This window comes from Streptomyces sp. NPDC002536 (assembly GCF_053594995.1).
This window is the reverse complement of sequence record NZ_JBSFWU010000010.1, coordinates 22,393-38,737: the sequence shown is the minus strand read 5'-3', so window position 1 is coordinate 38,737 and position 16,345 is coordinate 22,393. Positions and strand designations below refer to the sequence as shown.

Annotated in this window: 4 protein-coding genes (1 of these 4 cut by a window edge); 3 read left to right on the top strand and 1 reads right to left on the bottom strand. The window is 74.2% G+C overall.

Annotation, left to right across the window (positions count from 1 at the left end; all coding sequences use genetic code 11):
* Positions 1-8 precede the first annotated feature (8 nt).
* A complete protein-coding gene (locus tag ACWD4B_RS06000) occupies positions 9-578 on the bottom strand; it encodes a DJ-1/PfpI family protein (RefSeq protein WP_451419619.1) in 570 nt (189 codons plus the stop codon).
* 141 nt (positions 579-719) lie between these two features.
* Here ACWD4B_RS06000 and ACWD4B_RS05995 point away from each other — a divergent pair, with 141 nt between their 5' ends.
* The 3 genes from ACWD4B_RS05995 to ACWD4B_RS05985 form a co-directional block, all read left to right on the top strand.
* Positions 720-2,759, top strand: coding sequence for an alpha/beta hydrolase (locus tag ACWD4B_RS05995; RefSeq protein ID WP_451419618.1), 2,040 nt, complete (start codon positions 720-722; stop codon positions 2,757-2,759).
* A 134-nt stretch (positions 2,760-2,893) separates the two neighbouring features.
* A complete protein-coding gene (locus tag ACWD4B_RS05990; RefSeq protein WP_390779370.1) occupies positions 2,894-3,937 on the top strand; it encodes a GDP-mannose 4,6-dehydratase in 1,044 nt (347 codons plus the stop codon).
* A gap of 243 nt (positions 3,938-4,180) precedes the next feature.
* Positions 4,181-16,345: the beginning of a type I polyketide synthase gene (locus ACWD4B_RS05985; RefSeq protein WP_451419617.1), read on the top strand. It continues 16,311 nt past the right edge of the window; only the first 12,165 of its 28,476 coding nucleotides appear in the window; it begins with the start codon at positions 4,181-4,183; its stop codon lies off the right edge, out of view.

Here is a 16,345-nt window from a genome sequence, read left to right as displayed (position 1 = left end):
CCGCGGTGTCATGGGTGCATGACGGGTGCGTCCTTGCGCAGCAGGTCGATGAAGGCGCGCATCCAGGCGGGGTGGTCGGGCCAGGCGCGGGCGGAGACGAGGTTGCGGTCGACGACGGTTTCCGCGTCGGTGAACGTGGCGCCGGCCTGCTCTACGTCGGGGGCGCAGGCGGGGTAGGCGGTGGTGCGGCGGCCTTGGAGAACGCCTGATGCGGTGAGGACGAGGGCGCCGTGGCAGATATGGGCGACGGGCTTGTCGGTGGCGAAGAAGTGCCGGACGATCCGCTGTACGTCGGCATCCAGGCGCAGGTATTCCGGGGCCCGGCCGCCGGGGACGACCAGTGCCGCGTACCCGGCCGGGTCGACGTCGGCGAACGCGATGTCGGCGGGCCAGGTGTGCCCCGCTTTCTCCGTATAGGTGTCGAAGCCCGCCGTGAAGTCGTGCACCACGAACTGCAGTGTTTTCACGGACGGGGCGGCGATGTCGACGTCGTACCCTTCCTCCCGCAGCCGCTGGTAGGGGTAGAAGACCTCCAGGTCCTCGGCGGCGTCACCGGTGAGGATCAGAACCTTGGGCATCCGTTGCTCCTCCGCCGTTCCGGATTGCTGCACTGGCAGCAGCACCGTACATGCACAAAACTGCTGAGTGCCCACCGAACCGCATGAGTTGGTGGGCCGGACCGGAACCTCACCGCGTAGTGCCTCGTACAGGAGGGCGGTATGACCGTCACGTCCCGCCGCAGCGCTGTCGCCGTCCTGGTGCTGGTGGTCCTCGTCGTGACGGGGACGATATCCGCCGGGGCGTACCCGCCGGGCCCTGTGCTCCGGCTCGGGTCCCTTGAGCTCGGCCCGTGCGGCCAGCAGCCGGCCAGTTGGTGCGGCACGGCTCGGGTGCCGCTGGACCGCGGTACCCCAGGCGGCCCGGCTCTGGGCATCGGCTTCGAGTGGGTGCCGGCCGCCGGGCGGTCCCAGGGCACCGCGGTCGTGGTCGACGGCGGCCCCGGCTGGGCGACCACGTACTCGCGTACGGCGTATCTGGAGCTGCTGGGGCCGCTCCGGGCGCATCGCAACCTGCTCATGGTCGACCTGCGCGGTACCGGTCACTCCCAGGTCCTGAGCTGTCCCGAGCTGGAGCACTACAACGGCCGCACTTCCGGGCCCGGTTTCGCCCGCACCGTGGGCGTCTGCGGTGAGCGCCTCGATCACACCTGGCAGCGCCCCGACGGCGGCTGGATCCATGCCTCGGAGCTGTTCGGGACCGCCGATGCCGCGCAGGATCTCGCCGATCTGCTGTCCCAACTGCATCTGACCGGTGTCGACTTGTACGGGGACTCCTACGGAAGCTGGTTCGCCCAGGTCTTCGCGACCCGTCACCCGTCCCTGCTCCGTTCGCTCACCCTGGACTCCACCTACGAAGTCTTCGGCCTCGATCCCTGGTACACCAGCGGAGTCACCACCGCCCGCAGGGCCTTCGCCCTCGCCTGCCGGCGTTCCCCGGCCTGCGCCGCGCACGGATCCGCCGACGCCTGGCGCACCCTTTCCGCTCTCGCGGCCCGCCTGCGCGCGACGCCGCTCACCGGCAGCACCACCGGCCTGGACGGACAGCCCGCCGCTATCACGGTCACCGTGACCACCCTGGTCGACCTGATCAACGATGCAGGGTCCGACCCGGCCGTCTACCGCGGCCTGCAGGCTGCCGCCCAGGCCTATCTCGGCCACGGAGACACCGCTCCGCTGCTCCGTCTGGCCGAACAGACCATCGCGTTCGACGGCACCAACCTGCCGCCTCCCGCCTTCTCCGAGGCCCTGTACTTCGCGGCGGCCTGCACCGACTACCCACAGCTGTTTTTCATGAGTGACCCGGCCGACCGGCGCGCCCGCCGGTTCCGGAGCCGTGTCGCCGCTCAGCCCGATGCCACCTTCGCTCCCTTCACCGCTGCCGAGTGGACGACCGTCAACGCCTACACCAACACCTACGACGGCTGCCTCGACTGGCCCGCTCCGCAGCGCGCCCGTCTCCCCGTCACCGCCCGGCCGCCCCGGGTGCCCCCGACGCTGCCCGTCCTCGTCCTCGGCGGCGACCTCGACTCGCTCACCCCCGCCGTCGGCGGCCGGCATGTCGCGGCCCAACTGGGGCCTTCCGCCCGGTTCGTGACCGTGCCCGATCTCACCCACATCACCGCCATGATCGACCGACCCCGGCCGGGCCCGGAGGCGTGCGGCCAGTCCCTGTACCGCCAGTTCCTCCGCGCACCCACCGCCCTGGCGCGCCTGAACACCTCCTGCACCCGGCACACCCCGGCCATCCCCGTCCTCGCCGCCTACCCCGCCCGGCTCGCCGACACCGTTCCGGCCACCCCGGCGCCCGGCAACCGGGCCGATGCCGATGCGTTACGGGCGGCTGCCTCCGGCGCCGCGGTGGTGGGCGACGCGATCGCCCGCAGCGGCTATCTGACCGGCGGCCGCGACACCGGCCTGCGCGGCGGCACCTGGACCGTCACCGGAGACACCCGGGCGTGCTTCGGCTTCACCGACGTGCGCTGGGCGGGCGACGCCGCCGTCGGCGGCACCGCCACGTGGGACCGGGCCCGGGGTGCGGTCACCGCGCATCTGCACATCACCCCCGACACCGGCCCGGACAGCGCCGTCGGGACCACCGTCGACATCACCTGGAACACCCTCACCCCGCAGGTGCCGGCCTCGGTGACCGGAACGGCGGGCGGTACCCCGTTGCGTGCCACTCTTCCCGCTCCTGCCTGACGGCGCATCGGACGTCCGCGCCCGAAGTCTCGGAAATTCCTTAGGCCACCTCGTGATTCGGTGACCCTGCTGAATGCTGGGTGAGGACTTTTGGCCCTCGACCGGCTTTGTCCGTGGCAGTGAAAGGGGACCGAATGTCCAAGCGTGCGCTGATCACCGGGATCACCGGGCAGGACGGCTCGTACCTCGCCGAGCATCTGCTCGCCGAGGGCTACGAGGTGTGGGGCCTGAACCGGGGCCAGGCCAACCCGCGGAAGGACCGTGTGGCCAAGCTGATACCCGACCTGTCCTTCGTGCATGGTGACTTGATGGACCAGGGAAGCCTGGTCACGGCCGTCGACCTCGTGCAGCCGGACGAGGTGTACAACCTCGGGGCCGTCTCCTTCGTGCCCATGTCGTGGCAGCAGCCGGAGCTCGTCACCGAGGTGAACGGCACCGGCGTGCTGCGCATGCTGGAGGCGATCCGGATGGTGAGCGGGCTGGGCAAGTCCGGAAGCGGAGCAGGCGGCGACGGCCAGGGCCAGATCCGCTTCTACCAGGCATCCTCCTCGGAGATGTTCGGAAAGGTGGTGGAGTCGCCGCAGAGCGAGCGGACCCCCTTCCACCCGCGCAGCCCCTACGGCGTGGCCAAGGCCTACGGCCACTACATCACCCAGAACTACCGCGAGTCCTACGGGGTGTTCGGGGTGTCGGGGATCCTCTTCAACCACGAATCGCCCCGCCGCGGCGCGGAGTTCGTGACCCGGAAGATCTCCCTCGCGGTCGCACAGATCAAGCTGGGCCTGCAGGACAAGCTCATGCTCGGCAACCTCGACGCGGTGCGCGACTGGGGCTTCGCGGGAGACTACGTCCGCGCGATGCACCTGATGCTGCAGCAGGACCGGCCGGGGGACTACGTCGTGGGCACCGGCCAGATGCACTCGGTGCGCGATGCGGCCCGCATCGCCTTCGAGGCCGTCGGCCTGGACTGGGAGGAGCACGTCGTGGTGGACCCCGCGCTCGTGCGGCCCGCCGAGGTCGAGACGCTGTGCGCCGACTCCGGCAACGCCCGCCGGGAGCTGGACTGGGAGCCGGAGGTCGGCTTCGAGGAACTGATGCGGATGATGGTCGAGTCCGACCTCCAGCAGGCCGGCCGCGTGCGTGACCACGGCGAGCTGCTCGCCGCGGCGAGCTGGTAGGGCTCGCCGGAGAAACACCTGCTCACACCCGCTGCGGACCCCGGAGTCGGCCGACTCTAGGGAATTCCGTGGCCACGCCCGACCACACTGGGCGCGTGGCGTGCGGGAAATCGAGCAGTGCCCCGTGCGGGGCCTCCTGATGACTCAGTCGCTGTGGAACAGCCATCCCGAGTGCCGGATGTCCACATCGAAATCCTCTGCTGTCCGTCGGTCTTGAGATGGGTTGAGTTGAACGTGGCGAAGATGGACAAGGAACAGAAGCTCCGCGACTACCTGAAGCGGGCGAGCGCCGATCTGCGGCGTTCCCGGCAGCGGGTGGGCGAACTGGAGGCTGCAGCCCGCGAGCCCATTGCGATCGTGGGCATGAGCTGCCGCTTCCCCGGGGGTGTGACGACCCCCGAGGAACTCTGGTCCATGCTCGTCGCGGGCGAGGACGGCATCACGGGGACCCCCGCCGACCGCGGCTGGGAGCTGCTGGCGGAGGACGCCGGCAGGTTCTCCGGCGGATTCCTGCACGACGCGGCCGAGTTCGACGCCGGATTCTTCGGGATCTCCCCGCGCGAGGCCCTGGCGATGGACCCCCAGCAGCGGGTGCTGCTGGAGTCCTCCTGGGAGGCCTTCGAGCGGGCCGGCATCGACCCGGCCGCGGTCCGGGGCACCAGGACGGGCGTCTTCGTCGGGGCCATGCCCCAGGAGTACCGGGTGGGCCCGGACGACGACGCCCAGGGCTTCACCCTGACGGGCACCGCCACCAGCGTCCTGTCGGGCCGGCTCTCCTACTTCTTCGGGGCCGTGGGCCCGGCGGTGACGGTCGACACCGCCTGCTCGTCGTCCCTGGTGGCCCTGCACCTGGCCGCCCACTCCCTGCGCCAGGGCGAGTGCTCCCTGGCGCTGGCCGCGGGCGTCACGGTGATGTCCGCACCCACGACCTTCGTGGAGTTCAGCCGTCAGGGCGGGCTGTCCGCCGACGGGCGCTGCCGCTCCTTCGCCGACTCCGCCGACGGCACCGGCTGGGCCGAGGGCGCGGGCGTGCTGGTCCTGGAACGGCTCTCCGAGGCCCGCCGCAACGGGCACGAGGTCCTGGCCGTCATCCGGGGCTCCGCCGTCAACCAGGACGGCGCCTCCAACGGCCTGACCGCGCCCAACGGCCCCTCCCAGCAACGGGTGATCGAGCAGGCGCTGGTCAACGCACGGCTCTCGGCCGACGAGGTCGACGTCGTCGAGGCCCACGGCACGGCCACCACCCTGGGCGACCCGGTCGAGGCCCAGGCGCTGATCGCGACCTACGGCCGCAACCGCGCCGAGGACCACCCGCTGCTGCTGGGCTCCGTCAAGTCCAACCTCGGGCACACCCAGGCGGCGGCCGGCATGGCCGGCGTCATCAAGATGGTGCTGGCCATGCGGCACGGCATCCTGCCCCGCACACTGCACGTCGACGCGCCGTCCTCGCACGTGGACTGGACGGCGGGCGCCGTGCGCCTGCTGACCGAGCAGACCCCCTGGCCGCAGGGCGCGGAACCGCGCCGGGCCGGCATCTCCTCCTTCGGGCTCAGCGGCACCAACGCGCACACGATCATCGAGGAGGCCCCGGCCGAGCGGGCCCCCGAAGCCGCGGGCGAGGACACGGACGAGGGCACGGGCGAAACGGCCGTCGTCGCCGAGCCCATCGCCGCCGGCGCCGTCCCGTGGCTGGTCTCCGGCCGGACCCGGGAGGCCCTGCGCGCCCAGGCCGACCGGCTGCTGGACCTCCTCGCCTCCCGCCCCGCCCTCGCCCCCGTGGACGTGGCCCACTCCCTGGCCACCGCCCGCTCCGGCTTCGAGCACCGCGCCGCGTTCACCACCGCCGACCGTGACCAGGCCCTCGCCGCGCTGACCGCGCTGGCCGCCGGCGAACCGGCTCCGGGCCTGGCCCAGGGCACCGTGCAGAGTCGCTCCAGGCTCGCCTTCCTCTTCGCGGGCCAGGGCTCCCAGCGGCCCGGCATGGGACGTGAACTCCACGCCCGTTTCCCCGTCTTCGCCGCCGCGCTCGACGAGCTGCTCGCCCACTTCGACGAGGGCCTCGAACGGCCCCTGAAGGACGTGCTGTTCGCCGCCGAGGGCACGCCCGAGGCCGAGCTGCTCAACGAGACCGGCTACGCGCAGCCCGCCCTGTTCGCGATCGAGGTCGCGCTGTACCGGCTGGCCGAATCCCTCGGCATCAAGCCGGACTTCGTCACCGGACACTCCATCGGCGAGATCGCGGCCGCGCACGTGGCCGGGGTCTTCTCGGCGGCCGACGCCGCGGCCCTGGTGCTCGCACGCGGCCGGCTCATGCAGGCGCTGCCCGCCGGCGGCGTCATGGTCGCGCTGCAGGCGGCGGAGGACGAGGTCCTGCCCCTGCTGGAGAACCTGCAGGACCGGGTCTCGATCGCCGCGGTCAACGGACCCGACGCCGTCGTCGTCGCCGGCACGGCGGACGATGTCGCCGCCGTCGCCCGGCACTTCACCGGGCTGGGCCGCAAGACCAAGCAGCTCCAGGTCTCGCACGCCTTCCACTCCCCGCTCATGGAACCCATGCTCGAGGAGTTCCGCACCGTCGTCTCCGGCCTCGCGCCGCAGGCGCCCGTCCTCCCCGTCGTCTCCGGCCTGACCGGCACCCTCGCCACCGTCGAGCAGCTGACCTCCGCGGACTACTGGGCGGACCACGCCCGTCACGCCGTCCGGTTCGCCGACACCGTGTCCTGGCTGAGCGGCCACGGCGTCGGCACCTTCCTCGAACTGGGCCCCGACGGCGTCCTCTCCGCCATGGCCCAGGCCTGCCTCGACGACACCTCCGAGAACGCCCCCGCCACGCTCGCCGTGCTGCGGCCGGGCCGCCCCGAGGCCGAGACGCTCACCACCGCGCTGACCGACCTGCACCTGCGCGGCGTGGCCGTCCAGTGGAAGGCCTACTTCGACGGCACCGGCGCCCGCCGCACGGACCTGCCCACCTACGCCTTCCAGCACCGCCGGTACTGGGCCAAGGGCGTGGCCGCACAGGGCGGCGACGTCCGCGCCGCCGGCCTGGGCGCCGCCCGCCACCCGCTGCTGGCCGCGGCCGTGTCGGTCGCCAACTCCGACGGCCTGCTGCTGACCGGCCGGCTGTCGCTGCGCACCCACCCCTGGCTGGCCGACCACGCTGTGCGCGGCACGGTGCTGCTCCCGGGCACAGCCTTCCTGGAACTGGCCGTCCGCGCCGGGGACGAGACCGGCTGCGACCGCATCGAGGAACTCACCCTCGCCGCGCCCCTGGTCCTGCCCGCCGAGGGCGGAGTGCAGGTGCAGGTGTGGGTCGGCAGCCCGGACGAGTCCGGCCGCCGCACCCTGAGCATCCACTCCCGCCCCGACGGGCCCGAGGAGCTCCCCTGGGCGCAGCACGCCGCCGGCACGCTCGTCGCCGGCGAGCACCGCGCCGCCTTCGACGCCGCCGTCTGGCCCCCCGCCGGCGCACAGCCCGTCGACCTCGACGGCTTCTACGACCGCATCGCCGAGGGCGGCTTCGGGTACGGCCCGCTGTTCCAGGGCCTGCGCGCGGCCTGGACCGCCGGTGACGACGTCTACGCCGAGGTGACGCTGCCGGAGACCGGCACCTCCGACACCGGTTCCTTCGGCATCCACCCGGCCCTGCTGGACGCCACGTTGCACGCCTCGGCCTTCGCCGGCCTCGGCGAGGAGGCCCGCGGCGGCCTGCCCTTCTCGTGGCAGGACGTGTCCCTGCACGCGAGCGGGGCGACGACCGTCCGCGTGAAGCTGACCCGCACCGACGAGGACGCGGTGGCGATCGCCGTCGCCGACACCGAGGGCACCCTCGTGGCCTCCGTCGGCTCGCTCGTCCTGCGCGCGGTGCCGGACGAGCGGCTGGGCGCCGCCGCCTCCCTCGGCCGCGAGGCCCTGTTCGAGCTGCGCTGGACCCCGCTGCGGGAGTCCGCCGGGACGGTGCCCTCGACCGTGGCCGTCCTCGGCCACGACCTCTTCGGCCTCGCCGGGACGCCGGACCTCGCGGTCACGGCCCTGTCCGGCCTGGACGCCGGGGCCGCCGAGGTGCCCGACGTCGTGCTCGCCCCCGTCGCCGGTACCACCGACGACGACCCGGTCGCCGCTGCGCACGCCCGCACCGCCGAGGTCCTGGAGCAGCTGAAGTCCTGGCTGGAGAACGAGCGGTACGCCGCCTCCCGCCTGGTGTTCGTCACCCGCGGTGCGGTCACCGCCGACGGGCGGGAGACGCCGGACCCGGCTGCCGCCGCCGTCTGGGGCCTGGTGCGTGCCGCACAGGCCGAACACCCCGGCCGCTTCGGCCTGGTGGACCTCGGCCCCGACACGTCCGACGCACCGCAGCTCGCCCGGGCTCTCGCCGCGGACGAGCCGCAGACCGCCCTCCGCGGTGACACCGTCCTCGCCGCCCGGCTCGCCCGCGCCCAGGCGCCGCAGGCCGACGTGCAGTGGAACCCCGAGGGCACCGTGGTGCTCACCGGCGCCACCGGCGGCCTGGGCCGCGTGCTGGCCCGGCACCTGGTCGCCGAGCGCGGCGTGCGGCACCTGCTGCTCGTCAGCCGCCGGGGCGCCGCCGCCGAGGGCGCCGACGAGCTCGTCGCCGAACTGGCCGGGCACGGCGCGCAGGTGACCGTCGAGGCCTGCGACCTCGCCGACCGCTCCGCCGTCGAGCGACTGCTGGCCGCCGTACCCGCCGAGCACCCCGTCACCGCCGTCGTGCACAGCGCCGGCACGCTCGACGACGGCCTGATCGAGTCGCTGACCCCCGAGCGGATCAGCACGGTGCTGCGGCCCAAGGCCGACGCCGTGTGGCACCTCCACGAGGCCACCCGCGGGCTGGACCTGGCCGCCTTCGTCGTCTTCTCCTCCCTCTCCGGCACCGTGGGCGCAGCGGGCCAGGGCAACTACGCCGCCGCGAACGCCTTCGTCGACGCCGTCGCCCAGCTGCGCCGCGCCGACGGGCTGGCGGGCCTCTCCCTGGGCTGGGGCCCGTGGGCGCCCACCGGCGGCATGACCGGCGGGCTGACCGGGGCCGACCTGGAGCGCCTGGAGCGCATGGGCACGCCCGCGCTCACCGAGGAACAGGGCGTCGCGCTCTTCGACGCCGCGGTCGCCACCGCGGCCGGCGTCCTGCTGCCGGTCCGCCTCGACCTGTCCGTCCTGCGAGTACAGGGCGAGGTGCCGGCGCTGATGCGCGGCCTCGTCCGCACCCCGGCCCGCCGCTCGGTGGTCGCCGGCTCGGAGACGGCCGTCAGCCTCGTCCAGCAGCTCTCCCGGCTGGAGGAGGCCGACCGCACCGAGGTCGTGCGCGACCTCGTGGCCGGTCAGGTGGCCGCCGTGCTCGGCCACTCCGGTGCCGCCGAGATCGACGCGCAACGCCCGTTCCGCGACCTGGGCTTCGACTCCCTGACCGCCGTGGAGCTGCGCAACCGGCTCCGCGCGGTCACCGGCCTGCGCACCGCCGCCACGGTGGTCTTCGACTACCCGACCGTCAGCGCCCTCGCCGCGCACGTCCTCGGCGAACTCATGGGCTCCGAGGCCGCCGTCACCGCGGCCGCCCCGCTCGCCGCCACCGACCAGGACCCCGTCGTCATCGTCGGCATGAGCTGCCGCTACCCGGGCGGCGTCGCCTCGCCCGAGGACCTGTGGCGGCTGGTCAGCGAGGGCACCGACGCCATCTCGGGCCTGCCCACCGACCGCGGCTGGGACCTGGAGGCGCTCTACGACCCGGACCCGGACCGCCTCGGCACCTCCTACAGCCGCTTCGGCGGATTCCTGCACGACGCGCCCGAGTTCGACCCCGCGTTCTTCGGCATGAGCCCCCGCGAGGCCCTGGCCACCGACTCGCAGCAGCGGCTGCTGCTGGAGGCGTCCTGGGAGGCGATCGAGCGGGCCGGCATCGACCCGGTGTCCCTGCGGGGCAGCCGGACCGGCGTGTTCGCCGGCGTCATGTACAACGACTACGCGCAGACGCTCGCCGGCGGGCAGTTCGAGGGCCACCAGGGCAGCGGCACCTCTCCGAGCATCGCCTCCGGGCGCGTGTCCTACACCCTCGGCCTGGAGGGCCCCGCCGTCACCGTCGACACGGCGTGCTCGTCCTCGCTCGTCGCCATGCACTGGGCGATGCAGGCCCTGCGCACGGGGGAGTGCTCGCTGGCCCTGGCCGGCGGTGTCACGGTGATGTCGACGCCCGGCGCCCTCATCGAGTTCTCCCGGCAGCGCGGCCTGTCCCAGGACGGCCGCTGCAAGGCCTTCTCCGACAGCGCCGACGGCGTCGGCTGGTCCGAGGGCGTGGGCGTCCTCGTCCTCGAACGGCTCTCCGACGCCCGCCGCAACGGACACCGGGTCCTGGCCGTCGTCCGGGGCTCGGCCGTCAACCAGGACGGTGCGTCCAACGGGCTGACCGCCCCCAACGGCCTGTCCCAGCAGCGGGTGATCCGGCAGGCGCTGGCCGGCGCCGGCCTGTCCGTCACGGACGTCGACGCGGTCGAGGCGCACGGCACCGGCACCACGCTCGGCGACCCGATCGAGGCCCAGGCCCTGCTGGCCACCTACGGCCAGGACCGCGATGCCGAACACCCGCTGCTGCTGGGCTCGGTGAAGTCCAACATCGGCCACACCCAGGCGGCGGCCGGCGTGGCCGGCGTCATCAAGATGGTCATGGCCATGGACAAGGGCGTGCTGCCCCGCACGCTGCACGCCGACGTGCCGTCCTCGCACGTGGAGTGGGACGCCGGAGCGGTGCGCCTGCTCGCCGAGGAGACCTCCTGGCCGCAGGCCGACCGGCCGCGCCGTGCCGGTGTCTCCGCCTTCGGCTTCAGCGGCACGAACGCGCACGTCGTCCTCGAAGCGGCCCCGGCCGACGCCGGCCCGCGCGACGAGCAGGAACAGCCGCAGCTCGTACCGGCCGTCGTGCCGTGGGTCCTGTCCGGCAAGAGCCGGGCGGCGCTCCGGGACCAGGCCGCCCGTCTGCGGTCCTTCCTCGACGAGCGCCCCGGCTTCGACCCGGCCGGCATCGGCCTGTCCCTCGCCACCACCCGCTCGGCCTTCGACCAGCGGGCCGTCGTCACCGGCGACCGCGACGAACTGCTGCGCGCACTCGCCGCGTTGGCCGCCGACCGGCCGGACCCCGCGCTCACCGAGGGCGAGACCGGCGGCGCGGGCAGGCTCGCCGTGCTGTTCGCCGGACAGGGCAGCCAGCGCCCCGGTGCGGGCCGTGAACTCCACGCGCGCTTCCCGGCGTTCGCCGCGGCCCTCGACGAGGTGGCCGCCGCCTTCGACCCGCACCTGGACCGTCCCCTGAAGGACGTCCTCCTCGCGCCGGCCGGCAGCCCCGAGGCGGAGCTGCTGGAGCGCACCGAGTGGACCCAGCCGGCCCTGTTCGCCGTCGAGGTCGCGCTCTACCGTCTGCTGCGCACCTGGGGGATCCGCCCCGACGTGCTGCTCGGCCACTCGGTCGGCGAGATCGCCGCCGCCCATGTCGCAGGTGTCCTCTCGCTGCCGGACGCGGCCCGTCTGGTCGCCGCGCGGGCGCGGCTGATGCAGGCCCTGCCCGCCGCCGGCGCGATGATCTCCCTCCAGGCCACGGAGGAGGAAGTGACCCCGCTGCTCGCAGGACGCGAGCAGGAGGTCTCCCTCGCCGCCGTCAACGGCCCCACCGCCGTCGTCGTCTCCGGTGACGAGGCCGCCGCCGAGGAGATCGCCGCCCACTTCGCCGCCCTGGGCCGCAAGACCAAGCGGCTGAGCGTCAGCCACGCGTTCCACTCGCCGCTCATGGACCCCATGCTCGACGAGTTCCGCGAGGTCGCCGCCGGGATCGCCTACGCAGCGCCGTCCCTCACCGTCGTCTCCGACCTCACCGGCCGTCCGGCCACGGACGAGGAGCTCCGCTCCGCGGACTACTGGGTCGCCCACGCGCGCGGCACCGTCCGTTTCGCCGACGGTATACGTGCCGCTCACGCACACGGTGCCGGCACCTTCCTCGAACTCGGCCCCGACAGCGTGCTGTCGGCCCCCGCCCAGGCCACCCTGGGCGACGGGACGGACGCGGACTTCGTCCCGCTGCTGCGCGCCGACCGTGGCGAGGAGCAGTCCGTCGCCACCGCGCTCGCCCGTCTGCACGTCCGCGGCACGGCCGTGGACTGGCCCGCGTACTTCGCCGGCACCGGCGCGCGCACCGTGGACCTGCCCACGTATGCCTTCCAGCACGAGCGCTACTGGCCCGAGGCCGTCCAGGCCACCGGCACGCAGGCCGCCCCCGACCCGGCGGACGCCGAGCTGTGGAGCGCCGTCGAGCGCGGCGATGCCGCAGGGCTCGCCGGGATCCTCGGTCTGCGCGACGAACAACACGCCTCTCTCTACGCGCTGTTGCCCGCCCTGTCGTCGTGGCGTCAGCTGCGGCAGGAGAAGGCGCTGCTGGACTCCACCCGCTACCGCGTCGCCTGGCGCCCGGTCCGGGCGGCCGCCGCTCCCGTCCTGGACGGCACCTGGCTGGTCGTGGCCGCCGAAGGGACCGACAGCGACGAGATCCTGGACGCGCTGCGCGGTCACGGAGCCCAGTTCGAGACGCTCGTGCTGGACGCCTCCTGCCGCGAACGCACCGAACTCGCCGCCCGCCTCGAAGAGATGGGCGGTGTGGAGCGGACCTTCTCCGGCGTGCTGTCCCTGCTTCCCCTCGCCGACGAGCCCGGTCACCGGCCGGACGCCGAGCTGCCCACCGGGCTCGCGCTGAGCATCGTCCTGATCCAGGCGCTCGCCGACACCGGTCTCGCCGCTCCCGTGTGGGCCCTGACCCGCGGCGCGGTCACCACCGGCGCCGCCGACCCGCTCGCCAACCCCCTCCAGGCGGCGGTCTGGGGCCTCGGCCGTGTCGCCGCCCTGGAACACCCGCAACTGTGGAGCGGCCTGATCGACCTGCCGCCCGTCCTCGACGCGCCCGCCACCCAGCAGCTCGTCAGCCTCCTCGCCGGCCGGGGCGGCGAGGACCAGGTCGCGATCCGTGCGGGCGGTGCACTCGGCCGACGCCTCGTGGGCCACCCGCTCGCCGAACTGCCCGCGGCCGACGCCTTCACCGCGCGCGGCACCGTGCTCGTCACCGGCGGCACCGGAGCGCTCGGTGCCGAGGTCGCCCGCTGGCTCGCCCGCAGCGGCGCCGAGCACCTCGTCCTCACCAGCCGCCGCGGCCCCGACGCCCCCGGTGCGGCCGAACTGTCGGCCGAACTCCAGGAGTTGGGCGCCCGGGTCACTGTCGCCGCCTGCGACACCGCGGACCGTGACGCGCTCGCCGCGCTGCTGGCCTCCGTGCCGGACGAGCACCCGCTGACCGGCGTCGTGCACGCGGCAGGCGTCGGCCAGGCGGCTGCTCTCAGCGAGACCCCGCTGGACGCCGCCGCGGACGCCATGGCCGCGAAGATGCTCGGCGCGGCCCACCTCGACGCCCTCCTCGACGGCCACGACCTCGACTTCTTCGTCCTGGTCTCCTCGATCGCCGGTGTGTGGGGCAGTGCCGGGCAGAGCGCCTACGGCGCCGCCAACGCCTACCTCGACGCCCTCGCAGAACACCGGCGGGCCCGCGGCCTGGCCGCGACCTCGGTGGCCTGGGGCCCCTGGGGCGAGCTCGGCATGGCCACCCACGAGGCCGTCGCCGAGCAGCTGCTGCGGACGGGGCTGCGCTTCCTCGCCCCCGCGACCGCCATCGCCGAACTGCGCCGCGCGGTCGTCCAGCAGGACGTCACCGTCACCGTCGCCGACATCGACTGGGACCGCTACCACCCCGTCTTCACCTCCTCGCGCCCCAGCGTCCTCTTCGACGAACTGCCGGGCGTGCGCGCCCTGGAGCAGGCCGGCGGCGAGAGCGCCGTACCGGAGTTCGCCGCGCGCCTGCAGGGCCTCGGCGAGGACGAGCAGGAGCGCCTGCTCGCCGACCTGGTGCGCGCCGAGGCGGCCGTCGTCCTCGGCCACACCTCCGCCGACGGCATCGCCGAGCGGCGGGCCTTCCGCGAGGCCGGCTTCGACTCGCTGACCGCCGTGGAACTGCGCAAGCGACTGGCCGCGCTCACCGGCCTGTCCCTGCCCGCCACGCTGGTCTTCGACTACCCGACCCCCGCCGCCCTCGCGCGCCACCTGCGCGCCGAACTCCTGGGCAGCGGCGCCGAGTCGGCGCAGGCCGTGGCCGTACCTTCGGCGGGCGGCTTCGACGAGCCCATCGCCATCATCGGCATGAGCTGCCGCTACCCCGGCGGCGTCCGCTCCCCGGAGCAGCTCTGGGAGCTCGTCTCCGACGGCGTCGACGCCATCTCCGACTTCCCCGTCAACCGCGGCTGGGCCACCGACGGCCTGTACCACCCGGACCCGGACAACCCCGGCACCACGTACTCCACCCAGGGCGGATTCCTGCACGACGCGGGCGAGTTCGACGCCGGCTTCTTCGGCATCTCGCCGCGCGAGGCCCTCTCGATGGACCCCCAGCAGCGGCTGCTGCTGGAGACCACCTGGGAGGCCTTCGAGCAGGCCGGCATCGACCCCGCGACGGTCCACTCCACCGCCACCGGGACCTTCATCGGCTCCACCTACCAGGAGTACGGGCTCGGCGTCGACGACCCCTCCGCCGGCCACCTGGTGACCGGCACCAGCCCCAGCGTGCTCTCCGGGCGCCTGGCCTACCTCTTCGGCCTCGAAGGACCGGCCGTCACCGTCGACACCGCCTGCTCCTCGTCCCTCGTCGCCATGCACCTGGCCTGCCAGTCGCTGCGCAACGGCGAGAGCTCGCTGGCCCTGGCCGGCGGCGCGACCGTGATGACCAACCCCAGCTCCTTCGTCGCCTTCAGCCGCCAGCGGGCCCTCGCGGGCGACGGCCGCTGCAAGGCGTTCGCCGAGGGCGCCGACGGCATGACGCTCGCCGAGGGCGTCGGCATCCTCGTCCTGGAGCGGCTCTCCGACGCGCAGCGCAACGGGCACGAGGTCCTCGCCGTCGTGCGCGGCTCGGCCATCAACCAGGACGGCGCCTCCAACGGCCTGTCCGCACCCAACGGCCCGTCCCAGCAGCGCGTCATCCGCCAGGCCCTCGCCGACTCCGGGCTGACCCCGGCGGACATCGACGCCGTCGAGGCGCACGGCACCGGCACCGCCCTCGGCGACCCCATCGAGGCGCAGGCCCTGCTGGCCACCTACGGCCAGGGCCGCGACCCCGAACGGCCGCTGCTGCTGGGCTCGGTGAAGTCCAACATCGGCCACGCGCAGTCGGCGTCCGGCGTCGCCGGCGTCATCAAGATGGTCATGGCGCTGCGCAACGGCGAACTGCCGCGCACCCTGCACGCCGACACCCCCTCCAGCCACGTGGACTGGAGCTCCGGCACGGTCTCGCTGCTGACCGACCGCGCCGACTGGCCCGAGGGCGAGCGCCCGCGCCGCTGCGCGGTCTCCTCCTTCGGCATCAGCGGAACCAACGCCCACACGGTCCTCGAAGAGGCCCCCCGGCCTCAGGAGACGGCCCCCGCGCCGGAGACCGGGCCGGTGCCCCCGGCCGGCGGCGCCATCCCCTGGGTGCTGTCCGCACGGACCCCGGGCGCCCTGCGCGCCCAGGCCGCGAACCTCGCGGCCCGCCTCGACGGCGAGCAGCCGTCCGGCGCCCTCGACACCGGCCACAGCCTGGTGGCCGCGCGCGCACTCTTCGACCACCGCGCCGTCGTCGTCGGCACCGGCGGCGAGGAGCAGGCGGCGGCCCTCCGGGCCCTCGGCGAGGGGCAGTCGGCCCCGGGCGTCGTCCAGGGCACCGCCGACACCGACGGCAGGACCGTGTTCGTCTTCCCCGGCCAGGGCTCCCAGTGGGCCGGCATGGGGGCGCGGCTGCTGGAGGAGTCCCCGGTCTTCGCCGAGCGCCTGCGCGAATGCGCGGTCGCCCTCTCGGAGTTCACCGACTGGTCGCTGCTCGACGTGCTGCGCCAGGCCGAGGGTGCGCCCACCCTGGACCGCGTCGACGTCGTCCAGCCCGCCTCGTTCGCCGTCATGGTCTCGCTGGCCGAACTGTGGCGCTCCCACGGCATCACGCCCGACGCCGTCGTCGGCCACTCGCAGGGCGAGATCGCCGCGGCCGCCGTCTCCGGCGCCCTGTCGCTGGAGGACGCCGCCCGCGTCGTGGCGCTGCGCAGCCAGGCCATCGCCCGGGTGCTGGCCGGATCCGGCGGCATGATGTCGGTCCCGCTGCCCGTGGCCGAGGTCGAGGAGCGCGTCGCCGCGTACGAGGGCCTGTCCGTCGCCGCCGTCAACGGACCCCGCTCCGTGGTCGTCTCGGGTGCCACCGGGCCGCTGGAGGCCCTCCTGGCCGAGCTGACGGCCGAGGAGGTCCGCGTCCGGCGCATCGCCGTCGACTACGCCTCGCACTCCGCACAGGTGGAGCTGCTG